This is a genomic window from Pseudoalteromonas sp. APC 3694, assembly GCF_030407565.1.
Taxonomy (GTDB): domain Bacteria; phylum Pseudomonadota; class Gammaproteobacteria; order Enterobacterales; family Alteromonadaceae; genus Pseudoalteromonas; species Pseudoalteromonas tetraodonis.
Genome location: NZ_JASDDE010000022.1, coordinates 43,623 through 59,830 on the forward strand (window position 1 = coordinate 43,623; position 16,208 = coordinate 59,830).

The window sequence follows — 16,208 nt, forward strand, 5'->3', positions numbered from 1 at the left end:
TCATGAGTTCAGTAAATCTTATCGTTGGTAGTCAAATGGGATCCGCCGAGTACGTTGCCGAACAACTAAGCGATGCGCTTAATAGCCAAGGTATTAATACCCAACTACATGATCAACCTGAATTTAGTGAAATAGATCAGCAAAATACCATTTGGTTAATTTGTACATCAACCTATGGTGCGGGTGATTACCCAGAAAACCTTATTAACTTTGTTGATGAGTTATCTCAAGTTGATGATTTATCGCACTTAAAGTACACGGTCATCGCTTTAGGTGATACCAGTTATGACACGTATAACCTTGCAGGGCGTAATATAGATACGCTTTTAAGCCAAAAAGGCGCGATACAGTTAGCACCGCGGTTAGAACTGAATATTCTTGATGAAGCACTTCCAGAAGATACGGCCTTAGCTTGGTTAGACTCGTGGATAGCAAAAACAGGTCTAAAATAGAAAGATCAAGTAAAAAGTTGTAAATAAAGTTACCCACAATTTACTAATAATTTAAAAGATTTTGTGGATAAACACTGATTAAACTGCTTTTTTAACCATGCTTATCCATGGGATAAGATCGAGACTTGATCGGCCTGTGTATAACAGCCTGTTTTGATCAGAGCTTATTTGCCTGAAGATCCGATCATATTAACACCTTTAGATCCGATCTAATTATATGTTTTTAATCATGATCTAAAGCTTATCAACAGAAAAGCTGATCAGTAGTAGTAATAGTATTAAAAGATCTCTTTAAAAGATCCTTTATATTATTAGAGATCACTTACTTAGATCTTGAGCACTGTTTAATCATTTATCTTCTGCTAATTTCTAGGTAGAATACGCTCCCTTTTGAAGTTTACTGGTTTGATTTAAGTAGGATCCCATTAATGATTTTTCACGAAAATTTTGACGTTATCGTAGTAGGTGGTGGACATGCTGGCACTGAAGCCACATTGGCAGCTGCCCGTATGGGGATGAATACCCTGCTGCTGACTCACAATATGGATACCCTTGGTCAAATGTCTTGTAACCCAGCGATTGGTGGCATTGGCAAAGGCCACTTAGTTAAAGAAATTGATGCTCTTGGTGGCGCAATGGCTCAGGCTATTGACAAAGGCGGGATCCAATTCCGTACGCTTAATTCTTCTAAAGGCCCTGCTGTACGAGCTACTCGTGCTCAAGCGGATCGTGCTTTGTACAAAGCGGCTATTCAGAACACACTTCAAAACCAAGAAAACTTAAAGATTTTTCAACAATCATGTGATGATCTTATTGTTGAAAACAACCGTGTAACTGGTGTAGTTACCCAAATGGGTCTGCGTTTCAGTGCTCCTAGTGTAGTACTAACCGTAGGCACATTCTTAGGTGGCCAAATTCATATCGGTCTTGAAAACTTTAAAGGTGGCCGTGCAGGCGATCCACCTTCAATTGCATTGGCTGATCGTTTACGCGAACTTCCATTTAGAGTGGATCGTTTAAAAACAGGCACACCACCACGTATTGATGCACGCACTGTTGATTTTTCTAAAATGCAAGAACAACCAGGTGATGCACCAACACCGGTATTCTCATTTATGGGTAAAGAAAGCGACCACCCACAACAAATTCCGTGTTACATCACTTACACCAATGAAAAAACACATGATGTTATTCGCAAAAACTTACATCGCTCACCTATGTACTCAGGTGTTATCGAAGGAATAGGCCCACGTTACTGTCCGTCTATTGAAGATAAAATTGTCCGTTTTGCTGATAAAGATAAGCACCAGATATTTGTAGAGCCAGAAGGCTTAACGTCATACGAGTTATATCCTAACGGTATTTCAACCAGCTTACCGTTCGATGTGCAGTTAGAAATTGTGCAATCGATCACCGGATTTGAGAACGCACATATTTGTCGTCCTGGCTACGCTATAGAATATGACTTTTTTGATCCGCGCGACTTAAAACAATCATTAGAAACTAAATTTATTGATGGTTTATTTTTTGCTGGTCAGATTAATGGTACGACCGGTTACGAAGAAGCGGGCGCACAAGGTCTGATCGCAGGTATGAATGCGGCATTACAAGTGCAAGGCAAAGAATCGTGGACACCACGTCGTGATGAAGCCTATGTTGGCGTACTGATTGACGACTTAGCAACACTGGGTACAAAAGAACCGTACCGTATGTTTACTAGCCGCGCTGAATACCGTTTGCTACTTCGTGAAGACAACGCTGATATTCGTTTAACTGAAAAAGGCCGTGAATTAGGTTTAGTTAATGATGAACGTTGGCAAGCATTCAACGAAAAAATGGAAGTGATCGCTAAAGAGAAACAGCGTATTAAAGACACCTGGATCCATAAAGATCATGCGGTTGTTGATCAAGTAAATGAATTACTTAAAACGCCACTTGTGCGTGAAGCCAGCTTAGAAGAATTATTACGCCGACCTGAAGTGCGTTATAACGACTTGATGGCCATTGAAGGACTCGGATCTGAGTTTACCAATAAGGCCGCCCTAGAACAGGTTGAAATTCATACGAAGTACGCAGGTTATATCGCGCGTCAACAAGATGAGATCAATAAGCAGCTTCGTCATGAAGAAACAATTTTACCAAAAGAGTTTGATTATAAAACCGTCTCTGGTTTATCAAACGAAGTAGTTGCTAAGTTAATTGATGCTCGTCCAGACACTATCGGCCAAGCTTCGCGTATTTCTGGTATCACCCCAGCGGCGATTTCGCTATTATTAGTGTATCTGAAGAAGCAAGGCTTGTTACGCAAAACTGCGTAACGGTAAAGGTACATTGTGTTACAGCAACAATTAACAACTTTGTTAGCGCAAACTGATATTGCGCTAACACAAAAACAACAGCAACAACTTGTTCGCTATGTCGAATTACTCGATAAGTGGAATAAAGCCTATAATTTAACCTCAGTACGTTTACCTCAAGAAATGATGGTTAAACATATAATGGATAGCTTAGTTGTTGCGCCTCACTTGACCGGTCATCATTATATTGATGTTGGCACAGGTCCTGGTTTACCGGGCATAGTGTTAGCTATTGCCTTACCCGATACGCAGTTTGTATTATTAGATAGTTTAGGTAAACGTGTACGTTTTTTAATGCATGTTAAACATGAGCTTGGCCTTGATAATGTGACCCCTGTGCAGTCAAGAGTTGAAGAATATCAACCAAGTGTTAAATTAGATGGCGTACTAAGTCGTGCATTTGCATCGTTACAAGATATGATTGACTGGTGTTCGCACTTAATCGATCATTCAGGTAAGTTCATTGCACTTAAAGGGGTATTTCCAAGTGAGGAATTAGACTCACTCCCTGCTGGTGTTAAGTTTGAGCAAAAAATTGCATTAGAAGTACCCGATTTAGATGCACAACGACATTTAATAATTCTTTCTAAAGACTAGGGATCAGAGACACTGTGGCAAAAGTCATTGCATTAGCAAATCAAAAAGGCGGAGTAGGTAAAACGACCACTGCCGTTAATCTCGCTGCATCTATGGCTGCAACGAAGCGTAAAGTGCTGTTAATAGATCTCGATCCGCAAGGCAATGCGACCATGGGCAGTGGCGTCGACAAATATGGTGACGTCCCTACTATCTATGATTTACTCATAGAAGATAAGCCTATTGATGAGGTGATTATTAAAGAAACCTCAGGCGAATATCATATGATTGCTGCAAACGGCGATGTGACCGCTGCAGAAGTTAAATTGATGGAATTATTTGCTCGCGAAGTACGCTTACGCAATGCACTTGAAAAAATTCAGGATCAGTACGAGTTTATTTTTATAGACTGCCCGCCTTCTTTAAATATGTTAACCGTTAATGCCATGGCCGCTGCCGATTCTATTTTAGTACCTATGCAATGTGAATATTATGCATTGGAAGGATTAACCGCATTAATGGACACGATTACGCAACTTGCTAAGTTAGTTAATCCTAACTTACAGATTGAAGGCATACTTCGTACTATGTACGATCCGCGTAATCGATTAGCAAATGATGTATCAGAACAATTAAAACAACATTTTGGCGATAAAGTATACCGTACGGTGATCCCACGTAATGTTCGACTTGCAGAAGCCCCAAGTTTTGGCGCACCGGCAATGTACTACGATCGAGCATCAAGTGGTGCGAAAGCGTATTTAGCTCTCGCGGGTGAAATGCTACGCAGAAAAGAAAAAACAACTCCCGTTGTCGCCTAACTTTGAGGTAAAAAAATAACATGTCTGCTAAAAAACGAGGTTTAGGCCGAGGACTCGATGCACTTTTAAGTTCATCTAAACCTGCACCAAGCGAAAGCAAGGAACACGACAGCGCCAATGTAACAAACGCAGTTGAAAATGCGGCACAGCCTAGCAACAGTGAATTACAAAAACTACCCATCGAGTTTTTACACTCAGGGAAATACCAACCTCGTAAAGACATGTCTGAAGAGGCACTTGAAGAACTCGCCAGTTCAATTCGTTCACAAGGGATAATTCAACCGATTGTTGTGCGCCCAGTTGCGCATAACAGTTATGAAATTATTGCCGGTGAACGTCGTTGGCGCGCGGCTCAAATTGCCAAGCTTGAGTTTGTACCCTGTATTATTAAAGATGTACCCGATGAAGCGGCCGTTGCTATTGCCCTAATTGAAAATATTCAGCGTGAAGACTTAAACGCCATGGAAGAAGCGATAGCACTTAATCGCTTGCTTAATGAGTTTGAGTTAACGCATCAACAGGTAGCTGATGCGGTGGGTAAATCGCGTACGACCGTGACTAACTTATTACGCTTGAACAACCTCAATAACGATGTAAAGATTTTGTTAGAGCATGGTGACATTGAAATGGGTCACGCACGTTGCTTATTAGCACTTGAAGGCGAAGTGCAATCAGATGCAGCCCGTTTAGCTGTTGCAAAAGCATTGACCGTTCGCGAAACTGAAAAGCTAGTGCGCTCTATTTTAGAGCCTGCTCCAGCAAAAGAAGTAATAGAAAAAGACCCAGATGTTAAACAGTTAGAGCAACAACTTGCTGATAACCTTGGGGCAAAAGTAGAAATAAATTACAACAAAAAAGGCAAAGGGAAGTTGGTTATTTCTTACACTAATCTTGACGAGTTAGACGGTATTTTAAACCGTATCAATCAAGACTATTCCCACCATTAATTCATTGGATGTCTAAAAAGGGACATTTACAGCGATTTTGTGTTACAAAGCACCTACTCAAGTTGCAAAACTGGCAGGATTAAGTATAATTTCGCCAGTTTTCATACCCTGACAATTAGAGCGTCATAAAGGTTAATTAAAAGTGACTAATAAGTTAGCAGGCCCGTATAGGCTTGCCGCATTAAAATTAATTTGCCTTCAGGGATTTGTAGCCCTTTTAGCTGCACTAATAATTTTTATAGGTTGGGAAACCAATGCCGCACTTTCAGCTCTAGCTGGTGGCGCTGTCGCAGTACTTCCTAACTTTGTATTTGCGCTTTATGCATTCAGATATATGGGTGCAAGTCGAGCAAATCAAGCGTATGCCTCGTTAAAACGCGGCAACGGATTAAAATTTATGCTAACAATCGTTTTGTTTGCACTAATGCTAAAGCTTTATCCGGTAGTATTGCTACCTTTCTTTTGTGCTTATGTGTTGGTGTTGTTTACAGGATTGTTTACACCCGTTTTTTTTAAACATTAACTTTTGGGATATAACATGGCTGCAGAAGAAGTTACTCTATCTAGCCATATTCAGCACCACTTAACCAATGCTAAGATGTGCTCGACCGACGCTGGTCTTGCCTTCAATAAAGCATGTACGGATAGTGGTTTCTGGACATGGCATGTAGATACCCTCGCATGGTCTATCGGACTAGGTCTAATATTTTTATGGATCTTCCGTAGTGCCGCAAAAAAATCAACTCTGGGTGTACCTGGGAAATTTCAGTGTTTCATTGAAATGGTTGTTGAGTTCGTTGGCGACAACGTACGCGATACCTTCCACGGTAAAAGTAAGCTAATTGCACCATTAGCATTAACAATATTCGTGTGGATATTCTTAATGAACTTAATGGATTTAATCCCAGTTGACTTCCTACCAGCATTTGCCGGATTTGTTGGCGAAACTGCGTTTGGTATGGATTCACACGACGTATACATGAAAATTGTACCAACTACAGATATCAACATGACCGCAGCACTTGCGCTGGGCGTGTTCATTCTAATGATTGGTTACTCAATAAAAATAAAGGGTATCGGCGGTTTTATTAAAGAACTAACACTTCATCCGTTTAGTTCAAACAATACAGCTATGCAGATTCTTTTAATCCCATTCAACCTATTACTAGAGCTTATCGCATTGGTTTCTAAGCCGTTTTCACTGGCACTGCGTTTGTTCGGTAACTTATATGCAGGTGAGTTAATCTTCATCCTTATCGGTGCAATAGGTTTAATGCAACTACCGTTGCACTTTGTGTGGGCTGTATTCCATATCTTGGTAATTGTATTGCAAGCATTCGTATTTATGATGCTTACAATCGTATACCTAAGCATGGCAAGTTCGGATAATCACTAATTTATAACTTTTAATTTTTACTTTTAATTACAATTGAAACTTTGGAGAAAAAAATGGAACTAGTATTAGGTCTTAAGTACATCGCAGTAGCTTTACTTATCGGCTTCGGTGCAATCGGTACAGCAATCGGTTTTGGTAACATGGGCGGTAAATTCCTTGAAGCATGTGCGCGTCAACCTGAGCTTGCACCATCGCTACAAGTTAAAATGTTTATCCTTGCTGGTCTAATCGATGCTGTAGCAATGATTGGTGTTGGTATCGCGATGGTATTGTTGTTCGTACTTTAATTTTATTTTTTGAACAGCTTACTATTTAAGGAGGAGCGGTTGTGAACTTAAACGCCACTCTTATCGGTGAATTAATTGCGTTTACGGTGTTCGTATTATTTTGTATGAAATACGTATGGCCACCACTAAACGGTGCAATTGAAGCTCGCCAGAAGAAAATCGAAGATGGTTTAGCTGCCTCTGATAGAGCCGAGAAAGACTTAGAACTAGCGCAACAGAAAGCTGCAGAACAGCTTAAAGATGCAAAGGCTCAAGCGGCTGATATCATTGAACAAGCTAAAAAGCGTGCCGTGCTAATTGTTGACGAAGAAACTGTTCGTGGTCAGCAAGAGCGTGAAAAAATTATTGCTCAAGGGCACTCTGAAATTGAATCAGAGCGTAACCGTGTGACAGAAGAGCTACGTAAGCAAGTAGCAACTCTGGCAGTGGTTGGCGCAGAAAGAATTTTAGAGCGCGAAATCAATCAAGCCGCACATAGTGACATCGTTGAAAAACTTGTCGCTGAGCTGTAATTAGGAGGGTATGAGCATGTCTGAATTGACTACTATCGCTCGCCCATACGCTAAAGCGGCTTTTGAACTTGCCGTTGAAAAAGGCGCTATTGAAAGCTGGAATGACATGTTGTTCTTTGCTGGCCACGTTGCCAGCAATGAACAGGCATCTACCATTTTAGCTGGATTGCCTACTGCTACCGCACAAGCTGAGTTATTTATTAACTTATGTGGTGAGCAGCTCAACGAACAAGGTCAGAACCTAGTTAAGGTGATGGCTGAAAATGGACGTTTGATTGCACTACCTGAAGTTGCCCATTTATTTTCTGCTTTAAAAGCAGACTATGAAAAAGAAATCGATATTGATGTGATTTCGGCAACACCTCTTGCTGCAGCGCAGCAAGAATCATTGGTAGCGGCACTTGAAAAACGTTTCGCACGCAAAGTTAAGCTGAATTGTAGTGAAGACGCTACAGTAGTTGGCGGTCTTATTATTAAGGCAGGCGACACTGTAATTGACGGCTCTTTACGCGGTAAATTAAATCGCTTAGCCACAACACTACAATCGTAATTGGGAAAAAGAGCATGCAACTTAATTCCACTGAAATTTCAGATCTGATCAAACAACGTATTGAGAAGTTCGAAGTTGTAAGTGAAGCTCGTAACGAAGGTACAATTGTATCTGTTACTGACGGTATCATTCGCATCCACGGTCTAGCTGACTGTATGCAAGGTGAGATGATTGAGCTTCCTGGCAACCGTTATGCTATCGCACTAAACCTTGAGCGCGACTCAATTGGTGCAGTAGTAATGGGTCCTTACGCTGACCTTACAGAAGGCGTAAAAGTATACACAACTGGTCGTATCTTAGAAGTTCCTGTTGGTGCGGGTCTACTTGGTCGTGTTGTAAACACACTAGGTGCTCCTATCGATGGTAAAGGCGCTTTAGATAACGACGGGTTTGAACCTGTAGAAAAAATTGCACCAGGTGTAATCGAACGTCAATCAGTAGATGAGCCAGTACAAACTGGTTACAAATCTATCGATGCTATGATCCCAGTTGGTCGTGGTCAGCGTGAGCTTGTTATCGGTGACCGCCAAACAGGTAAAACTGCACTAGCAATCGATGCAATCATCAACCAAAAAGACACAGGCGTTAAGTGTGTGTACGTAGCGGTTGGTCAAAAAGCATCTACTATTGCTAACGTAGTACGTAAATTAGAAGAGCACGGTGCACTTGCAAATACTATCGTAGTTGTAGCATCTGCTTCTGAATCTGCGGCACTTCAGTACTTAGCACCGTTCTCGGGCTGTACTATGGGTGAATACTTCCGTGACCGTGGTGAAAACGCATTAATCGTATATGATGATTTATCTAAGCAAGCAGTTGCTTACCGTCAAATCTCATTGCTACTTAAGCGTCCACCAGGCCGTGAAGCATACCCAGGTGACGTATTCTACCTTCACTCGCGTCTTTTAGAGCGTGCATCACGTGTAAACACTGATTACGTAGAAAAGTTCACTAATGGTGAAGTGAAAGGTAAAACAGGTTCATTGACGGCATTGCCTATCATTGAAACTCAAGGCGGCGACGTTTCTGCGTTCGTACCGACAAACGTTATCTCTATCACCGATGGTCAGATCTTCTTAGAAACTGACTTATTCAACTCAGGTATCCGTCCGGCAGTAAATGCTGGTATCTCGGTATCGCGTGTTGGTGGTGCTGCACAAACTAAAATCGTTAAGAAACTAGGTGGCGGTATTCGTCTAGCCCTAGCTCAGTACCGTGAATTAGCTGCGTTCTCGCAGTTCGCGTCTGACCTTGATGATGCTACTCGTGCTCAACTTGAGCATGGTGAGCGTGTAACAGAGCTAATGAAGCAGAAACAGTACGCGCCAATGTCTGTTGCTGAAATGTCTTTGTCGTTATTCGCAGCTGAGAAAGGTTACTTGCAAGACATCGAAATCTCTAAAATCATGGATTTCGAAGCGGCATTACTTTCTTTCGCAAATAGCACATACGCAGAGCTTATGGCTCAAATCAATGAAACTGGTAACTACAACGCCGAGATCGAAGCGCAGCTTAAAGAACTTCTAGAGAAGTGCAAGTCTACGCAAACTTGGTAATTTAGTTATTAATGGTGTGCTTTATATCCTAAAGCACACTTTGATTCGGAGAGAGAGTCATGGCCAGCGGAAAAGAGATTAAAAGCAAGATCGGCAGTATTAAAAATACTCAAAAGATCACTAGCGCAATGGAAATGGTTGCTGCGTCTAAAATGAAAAAGGCGCAAGAACGAGTGGCTTCAAGCCGTCCATACGCTGAAAAATTACGTAAAGTGATTGGTCGTGTTGCTCAAGCAAATCTTGATTTTACTCACCCGTTCTTAGAAGAACGTGAAGTAAAACGAGTTGGTTATATTGTTATCTCTACTGACCGTGGTCTATGTGGCGGCTTAAACTCAAATGAGTTTAAGAAAGTTGCATTAGACATTAAAGCGTGGAAAGAGAAAGGCGTAGATGCTGATTTTGCTACTTTAGGTAGTAAAGCAGCTGGCTTCTTTCAACGTTTTGGTGGTCAAGTGCTTGCTAAAAAAGCAGGTCTTGGAGATAAGCCTTCAGTACAGGACGTAATTGGTCCGGTAAAAATAATGCTAGATGCATTTTCTGAAGGTAAAATTGACCGTTTATTCCTGGTATATAACAACTTTGTTAATACCATGAAGCAAGAGCCAATAGTAGATCAGTTACTCCCTTTGCCAAAAGCTGAAGAAGAAGTATCTACACATGCGTGGGATTACTTATATGAACCAAATCCAGAGGCTATTTTAGAGTCTTTGTTAGTACGTTTCATTGAGTCTCAAGTATACCAAGGTGTAGTTGAAAACGCTGCCTCTGAACAGGCTGCCCGCATGGTTGCAATGAAAGCTGCAACTGATAATGCCGGTGACCTTATGGATGAGTTACAGCTTGTATATAACAAAGCTCGCCAAGCAGCAATCACACAAGAAATTAGTGAGATTTGTTCTGGTTCAGCAGCAGTTTAATGCTTCAGGCAAAGATTAACGAGAGGAATAGACATGAGTTTAGGTAAGGTCGTCCAAATTATCGGCGCCGTTGTGGATATCGAATTTCCACAAGACAGCGTGCCAGCCGTATATGACGCGCTAAAAGTAACAGATGGCGATTTAGCTGGTTTGACTTTAGAAGTTCAACAGCAGCTAGGTGGCGGTGTGGTACGTACTATCGCACTAGGTACTACAGACGGTTTACGTCGTGGTGCTTCAGTAGAAAACACAGGCGAAGCAATTCAAGTTCCAGTTGGTACTAAGACCCTAGGTCGTATCATGAACGTACTTGGTGAGCCAATTGATGAAGCAGGTCCAATCGGTGAAGACGAGCGTATGTCTATCCACCGTGCAGCACCTACTTACGAAGAGCAATCAAGCTCAGTTGAACTTTTAGAAACGGGTATCAAGGTAATCGACCTTGTGTGTCCATTCGCTAAAGGTGGTAAAGTTGGTTTATTCGGTGGTGCCGGTGTTGGTAAAACCGTAAACATGATGGAACTTATCCGTAACATCGCAATCGAGCACAGCGGCTACTCAGTATTCGCAGGTGTTGGTGAGCGTACTCGTGAGGGTAACGATTTCTACCATGAAATGAACGATTCAAACGTACTTGATAAAGTATCGCTTGTATACGGTCAGATGAACGAGCCACCTGGTAACCGTTTACGCGTAGCGTTAACAGGTCTTACTATGGCTGAGAAGTTCCGTGACGAAGGTCGCGACGTACTTTTCTTCGTAGATAACATCTACCGTTATACACTTGCGGGTACAGAAGTATCAGCACTTCTTGGTCGTATGCCATCAGCGGTAGGTTACCAGCCTACACTTGCTGAAGAAATGGGTGTACTTCAAGAGCGTATCGCATCTACTAAGACTGGTTCAATTACTTCAATCCAAGCGGTATACGTACCTGCGGATGATTTAACGGATCCATCTCCAGCAACAACGTTTGCTCACTTAGATGCAACAGTGGTACTTTCACGTGATATCGCATCACTAGGTATCTACCCAGCGGTAGACCCTCTTGATTCATCTTCACGTCAGCTTGATCCGCAAGTAATCGGTGAAGAGCATTACGGTATAGCGCGCGGCGTTCAAACAGTTCTTCAGCGTTACAAAGAACTTAAAGACATCATCGCGATTCTAGGTATGGACGAGCTTTCTGACGAAGATAAGCAACTTGTATCTCGTGCACGTAAAATCCAGCGTTTCCTATCTCAGCCATTCTTCGTGGCAGAGGTATTTACAGGTGCGCCAGGTAAATACGTTTCACTTAAAGACACAATTGCAGGCTTCAAAGGTATCTTAAACGGTGAGTTTGATGATATGCCAGAGCAAGCGTTCTACATGGTTGGCTCTATTGAAGAAGCTCAAGAAAAAGCCAAAAGCATGTAATTAGGAGGGTAGTATGGCAGCTATGACTGTACATCTTGATGTAGTAAGTGCTGAAGAGAAATTATTTTCTGGTTTAGTAGAATCTATTCAAGTATCTGGTAGTGAAGGTGAGTTAGGTGTTAATGCCGGTCACGCCCCACTACTAACTGCCCTTAAACCTGGTATGGTACGTTTAGTTAAGCAATTTGGTGAAGAAGAACTCATCTATATTGCTGGCGGTACACTAGAAGTTCAACCGAACATAGTAACCGTACTTGCTGATACAGCTGTTCGTGGTGAAGACCTGGACGAGAAAGCTGCAGAGCAAGCTAAACGTGACGCTGAAGCCCAAATGGCAAAAGGCGCATCTGCTGAACTTGATTACAATCAAGCAGCAATGCAACTAGCTGAAGCAATTGCTCAGCTACGCATTATTCAGCAATTACGTAAAAAGTAAGCCTATCTGGTTTTTAAAAGCCCACTTTATGTGGGCTTTTTTGTGCTTGATGATAAATCCCGTGGCTATTTGTAAATAAATTAATCGTTATGGCTAATATCTCTTCATTATTACTTATATCTACGCAAGATCCTCGTTACAATAACCCTATTCTATTAGGTGTTACTTTGCTTAAGTTAAGATTCAGTAGTCATTGCTTAGCCTACTGAGTATTTGCACATGATGTGACTTACGTAATCTACTTTGCAGCACACTTATTCTATCAAGCTAAAACAACGGAAAAAGGAAATTGTTTTAATGGCTCTAACAACAGTAATTCTTGCAGCGGGTAAAGGTACTCGTATGCGCTCTGCTCTGCCTAAGGTACTGCATAAAGTGGCAGGTAAACCTATGGTGCAACACGTTATCGATAATGCCAATGCGCTAGGTGCTATATCGACTAACTTAGTTTATGGTCATGGCGGCGAACTATTACAACAACAATTAGCCGATAATAACGTAAACTGGGTGCTACAAGCTGAGCAACTAGGCACAGGCCACGCAGTGGCACAAGCAAACCCTCATATTAACGACGACGACACTGTACTGGTTTTATACGGTGACGTACCTTTAACTAAGCAATCTACACTTGAGCGCTTATTAGCAGCGACACCTAAAAATGGTTTAGCAGTATTAACCGTTAATTTAGCAAATCCAAATGGCTACGGGCGCATGCTACGTGTTGATGGTAAGTTAGTGGGGATTGTTGAGCAAAAAGATGCCAATGCTGAGCAGTTACTTATTAACGAAGTAAACACCGGCATTATGGCGGTTAATGGTAAGCTTTTAAAAACATGGTTAGGTAACCTATCTAACAATAATGCTCAAGGCGAATACTACCTCACAGATATAGTTGCAATGGCGCATAGTGAAGGTGTAGAAATTACATCAGCACAACCAGATCACCCAATGGAAGTTGAAGGTGCAAATAACCGCGTACAACTTGCAGGCCTTGAGCGCGCTTATCAAGCATGGCAAGCAGAAGAGCTGATGCTAAATGGTGCAACTCTTGCCGACCCTGCGCGTATTGATGTGCGTGGCGACGTTAAAACAGGGGAAGACGTCCTCATCGATATCAACGTTATTTTTGAAGGCAATGTAACGCTTGGTAATAACGTACAAATTGGACCTAACTGTGTACTTAAAAACTGTAGCATCGGTGACAATGTTATTATTAAAGCCAATACACTAATTGAAGATGCATCAGTTGCGGCTCAATGTACACTCGGTCCATACGCCCGCCTTCGTCCTGGTGCAGTAATGGAAGAAGACTCGCACATTGGCAATTTTGTCGAAATGAAAAAAACCCGTTTAGGTAAAGGTTCTAAAGCAAACCACTTAAGTTACTTAGGTGATGCTGAAATTGGCGAGAAAGTGAATATTGGCGCAGGCACGATTACCTGTAACTACGATGGTGTGAATAAAGCGAAAACCATTATTGGCGATAATGCCTTTATTGGCTCTAACTCATCACTGGTTGCTCCTGTAAATATTGGTGCTACAGCAACTGTAGGTGCAGGTTCTGTTATTACCAATACCGTCGCGGATGATCAGTTAGCCGTAGCACGTGGCAAGCAACGCAATTTAGATGGTTGGAAACGCCCAGTTAAAAAATAGTAATGACCATTACTTATTAAATATTTAAAGCGAGTTTTATAACTCGCTTTTTTATTGTCTAAATATTCTATAAATAAAAATGCCATACTGTTGTCATCTCTGTGTGTTGATATTTAACAAATACAACACTAAGGAAAACAATAATGTTAAACAAATCAATAATAGCCTTTTCTTTGCTATCACTATTAACTGGTTGCTCACTAGATGGTGATGACGGCCAAGATGGCGCACAGGGTGTTCAAGGTACAGCGGGTAATAATGGCGAAAACGGTACTAATGCAAATTCAGCTTTAAATATCAATCTTATTGGCCGCGCAGTACTCAATGCACAAAGCCCGGAAGGGGCAGCTGAAATAGTCGCCTACCAAGCCTCTAAAAAATGGATTTATGCCATTAATAGCTCTGGTGATGAAGCTGTTGTGAATATCATTCCTGCCGATACGTTCGACACTGCGGCATTAGTAAAAGATAACGAAGGTATTGTAACCGCGACCAACTTAGCCTCTGCCATTACGCTCTCACTAAATGAAAATACGCCTGGCGATGCAAACAGCATAGCTATCGATGCGAATAACCAATTATTAGCGGTAGCAATGGCTGCTACAAGCGTGGGCGAAGCTGGCCAAATAGCGTTTTACAATATTAGCGGAGATACACCAGTATTTATTAAAAATGTAACAGTAGGTGCCCTACCCGACATGGTGGCATTTAGTCATGATGGTGCAAAAGTAGTGGTTGCTAATGAAGGTGAACCTAATGGCGACTACAGTATCGATCCCGAAGGCACTATTAGCATTATCGATATCACTAACGGCACTATTGCCGATAATGCTTTGAGCATAAACTTTCAAGCTTACAATAATAAGCAAGCTGAATTAGAAGCGCAGGGCTTAGTGTTTGCCAATCCTACTGGGCGTACTATTAATGGTAATTTAATAAATACCACGGTTGCGATGGATTTAGAGCCAGAATATGTGAGTATTTCCAAGGATAATAAATACGCTTATGTCTCTATTCAAGAAAATAACGCTCTAGCCATCATCAACCTTGAAGATAATTCCCTTGAGCTAAAAGGACTCGGTTTTAAAGATTGGTCAAACTTACAATTTGACGCTTCAGACAAAGACGGCGGTGTTAACTTTAAATCATACCCTGGTTTATATGGCATGTATCAGCCAGATACAATTGCAAGTTTTAGTTGGAAAGGAGCCAACTTTATTGTATCTGCCAACGAGGGTGATGCACGCGAATACTTTTTTGATGCAAGCGATGAAGCTGATTGCATCGCTCAGGGCGGCCTTGATTATGACGCTAAAGATGGGTGTTTGGCATATATAGATGAAAGCCGCGTAGAAGATCTAGCTCTCGCAGCTAACTTCGATTACTTAAATAACGATGATAACGACATTGGTCGCTTGAAAGTCACCACGGTAAAAGGTGATAAAAATAACGATGGCCAATACGAATCTCTTTATGCCTATGGCGCACGTTCATTTACCATTTGGGATAGCAATGGGCTGGTGGTGTTTGACTCAGGCGATCAAATTGCACGAGTAACCGCTTCTGTTCATGGCAATGCATTCAATAATAACGAAGATGAAAATAAAGGCGATACACGCTCAGATGATAAAGGGGCAGAGCCCGAAGCGCTAACATTAGGTGAGGTTGGCGATAGGTTATTTGCTTTTGTTGGCTTAGAGCGTATGGGCACAATAATGGTGTTTGATATAACCAACCCTTATGATGTGAAATTTCAAGACTACTTCTATAATCGTGGTTTAGAACCAAGTGCAGATATAAGTGGCGACCTTGCTCCTGAAGGAATGACATTTGTTCCTGCAGCGCAAAGTGCAACAAACGAAGCACTGCTCATAGTAGGTAATGAAATCTCAGGCTCAATTGCTGTATGGGAAATAACAACTCAGTAATTAGTAAAGTTTTAAGTAAAAGCGATGTAGCGGTTATCTATAAATCGCTTTTACTTCCTCCCTTCTCAATAATCATGCCTTATGTGAATGCTTTTTAATCAAAAACAGCCCTGCAGCCCTTTGTTTGTATGGATATTGTACTAAATTGAAATTAATTTAATAAAACTGAAATAAAGCATTGACCCTCTCCAGAATATCCCTATAATGCGCATCCACTGACCCGGCAGGCAGCAATGAAAAGCGCTGAACAAACGGTAAGTAAGTCGAGTAAAACTTAGCTTTTAAATCTTTTAAAAGAAACTAAAAATTAAGTGTTGACAAAAAAATAGGAAGGCGTAAGATGCGCAGCCCTAGCGAGATAAAGTTTAACGCTTTAATCGCAACGTTCTTTAACA

General features: G+C 41.5%; 16 protein-coding genes. All 16 read left to right on the forward strand.

What is annotated here, in order from left to right:
- Positions 1-2 precede the first annotated feature (2 nt).
- The 16 genes from QMA00_RS09610 (at position 3) to QMA00_RS09685 (ending at position 15,813) form a co-directional block, all read left to right on the forward strand.
- Positions 3-452: a flavodoxin domain-containing protein gene (locus QMA00_RS09610; protein ID WP_024601476.1), complete on the forward strand. Its 450-nt coding sequence runs from the start codon at positions 3-5 to the stop codon at positions 450-452.
- Positions 453-880: 428 nt separating this feature from the next.
- On the forward strand, positions 881-2,770 hold the full coding sequence (gene mnmG, locus QMA00_RS09615) for a tRNA uridine-5-carboxymethylaminomethyl(34) synthesis enzyme MnmG (protein ID WP_290156951.1): 1,890 nt from the start codon (positions 881-883) through the stop codon (positions 2,768-2,770).
- A gap of 15 nt (positions 2,771-2,785) precedes the next feature.
- Positions 2,786-3,406 carry a 16S rRNA (guanine(527)-N(7))-methyltransferase RsmG gene (rsmG, locus tag QMA00_RS09620; protein WP_008464169.1) on the forward strand — a complete coding sequence of 207 codons (621 nt, stop codon included), beginning with the start codon at positions 2,786-2,788 and terminating at the stop codon, positions 3,404-3,406.
- A 14-nt stretch (positions 3,407-3,420) separates the two neighbouring features.
- Positions 3,421-4,206 (forward strand): ParA family protein, encoded by a 786-nt coding sequence (locus tag QMA00_RS09625; protein WP_008112117.1) that lies wholly within the window; start codon positions 3,421-3,423, stop codon positions 4,204-4,206.
- Positions 4,207-4,226: 20 nt separating this feature from the next.
- A complete protein-coding gene (locus QMA00_RS09630) occupies positions 4,227-5,153 on the forward strand; it encodes a ParB/RepB/Spo0J family partition protein (protein WP_016900011.1) in 927 nt (308 codons plus the stop codon).
- 142 nt (positions 5,154-5,295) lie between these two features.
- Positions 5,296-5,676, forward strand: coding sequence for an ATP synthase subunit I (locus tag QMA00_RS09635; protein WP_013466267.1), 381 nt, complete (start codon positions 5,296-5,298; stop codon positions 5,674-5,676).
- Between the two features lie 15 nt (positions 5,677-5,691).
- A complete protein-coding gene (gene atpB, locus QMA00_RS09640) occupies positions 5,692-6,549 on the forward strand; it encodes a F0F1 ATP synthase subunit A (RefSeq protein ID WP_013466266.1) in 858 nt (285 codons plus the stop codon).
- Positions 6,550-6,602: 53 nt separating this feature from the next.
- Positions 6,603-6,836, forward strand: a complete 234-nt coding sequence (atpE, locus tag QMA00_RS09645; protein WP_004335261.1) for a F0F1 ATP synthase subunit C — start codon at positions 6,603-6,605, stop codon at positions 6,834-6,836.
- A gap of 41 nt (positions 6,837-6,877) precedes the next feature.
- Positions 6,878-7,348 carry a F0F1 ATP synthase subunit B gene (gene atpF, locus QMA00_RS09650; RefSeq protein WP_055013153.1) on the forward strand — a complete coding sequence of 157 codons (471 nt, stop codon included), beginning with the start codon at positions 6,878-6,880 and terminating at the stop codon, positions 7,346-7,348.
- Between the two features lie 16 nt (positions 7,349-7,364).
- A complete protein-coding gene (gene atpH, locus QMA00_RS09655) occupies positions 7,365-7,898 on the forward strand; it encodes a F0F1 ATP synthase subunit delta (protein ID WP_008112132.1) in 534 nt (177 codons plus the stop codon).
- 14 nt (positions 7,899-7,912) lie between these two features.
- Positions 7,913-9,454 carry a F0F1 ATP synthase subunit alpha gene (gene atpA / locus QMA00_RS09660; protein ID WP_008112134.1) on the forward strand — a complete coding sequence of 514 codons (1,542 nt, stop codon included), beginning with the start codon at positions 7,913-7,915 and terminating at the stop codon, positions 9,452-9,454.
- 59 nt (positions 9,455-9,513) lie between these two features.
- Positions 9,514-10,374: a F0F1 ATP synthase subunit gamma gene (gene atpG, locus QMA00_RS09665; protein WP_008112136.1), complete on the forward strand. Its 861-nt coding sequence runs from the start codon at positions 9,514-9,516 to the stop codon at positions 10,372-10,374.
- A 33-nt stretch (positions 10,375-10,407) separates the two neighbouring features.
- On the forward strand, positions 10,408-11,793 hold the full coding sequence (gene atpD / locus QMA00_RS09670; protein WP_008112138.1) for a F0F1 ATP synthase subunit beta: 1,386 nt from the start codon (positions 10,408-10,410) through the stop codon (positions 11,791-11,793).
- Between the two features lie 13 nt (positions 11,794-11,806).
- Positions 11,807-12,229 carry a F0F1 ATP synthase subunit epsilon gene (locus QMA00_RS09675; protein ID WP_008464176.1) on the forward strand — a complete coding sequence of 141 codons (423 nt, stop codon included), beginning with the start codon at positions 11,807-11,809 and terminating at the stop codon, positions 12,227-12,229.
- Positions 12,230-12,526: 297 nt separating this feature from the next.
- Entirely contained in the window at positions 12,527-13,885 is a 1,359-nt protein-coding gene (glmU, locus tag QMA00_RS09680; RefSeq protein ID WP_076922756.1) for a bifunctional UDP-N-acetylglucosamine diphosphorylase/glucosamine-1-phosphate N-acetyltransferase GlmU, read from the forward strand.
- Positions 13,886-14,028: 143 nt separating this feature from the next.
- Positions 14,029-15,813 carry a choice-of-anchor I family protein gene (locus QMA00_RS09685; protein WP_076922755.1) on the forward strand — a complete coding sequence of 595 codons (1,785 nt, stop codon included), beginning with the start codon at positions 14,029-14,031 and terminating at the stop codon, positions 15,811-15,813.
- The last annotated feature ends 395 nt before the right edge of the window (positions 15,814-16,208 follow it).

Bases quoted from the DNA above. Each gene is read 5' to 3' on its own strand.
- atpA (WP_008112134.1), top strand. From the start codon at position 7,913: ATGCAACTTAATTCCACTGAAATTTCAGATCTGATCAAACAACGTATT.
- QMA00_RS09685 (WP_076922755.1), top strand. From the start codon at position 14,029: ATGTTAAACAAATCAATAATAGCCTTTTCTTTGCTATCACTATTAACT.
- QMA00_RS09675 (WP_008464176.1), top strand. From the start codon at position 11,807: ATGGCAGCTATGACTGTACATCTTGATGTAGTAAGTGCTGAAGAGAAA.
- atpD (WP_008112138.1), top strand. From the start codon at position 10,408: ATGAGTTTAGGTAAGGTCGTCCAAATTATCGGCGCCGTTGTGGATATC.
- atpG (WP_008112136.1), top strand. From the start codon at position 9,514: ATGGCCAGCGGAAAAGAGATTAAAAGCAAGATCGGCAGTATTAAAAAT.
- atpH (WP_008112132.1), top strand. From the start codon at position 7,365: ATGTCTGAATTGACTACTATCGCTCGCCCATACGCTAAAGCGGCTTTT.
- mnmG (WP_290156951.1), top strand. From the start codon at position 881: ATGATTTTTCACGAAAATTTTGACGTTATCGTAGTAGGTGGTGGACAT.
- QMA00_RS09630 (WP_016900011.1), top strand. From the start codon at position 4,227: ATGTCTGCTAAAAAACGAGGTTTAGGCCGAGGACTCGATGCACTTTTA.
- atpE (WP_004335261.1), top strand. From the start codon at position 6,603: ATGGAACTAGTATTAGGTCTTAAGTACATCGCAGTAGCTTTACTTATC.
- atpB (WP_013466266.1), top strand. From the start codon at position 5,692: ATGGCTGCAGAAGAAGTTACTCTATCTAGCCATATTCAGCACCACTTA.
- QMA00_RS09610 (WP_024601476.1), top strand. From the start codon at position 3: ATGAGTTCAGTAAATCTTATCGTTGGTAGTCAAATGGGATCCGCCGAG.
- glmU (WP_076922756.1), top strand. From the start codon at position 12,527: ATGGCTCTAACAACAGTAATTCTTGCAGCGGGTAAAGGTACTCGTATG.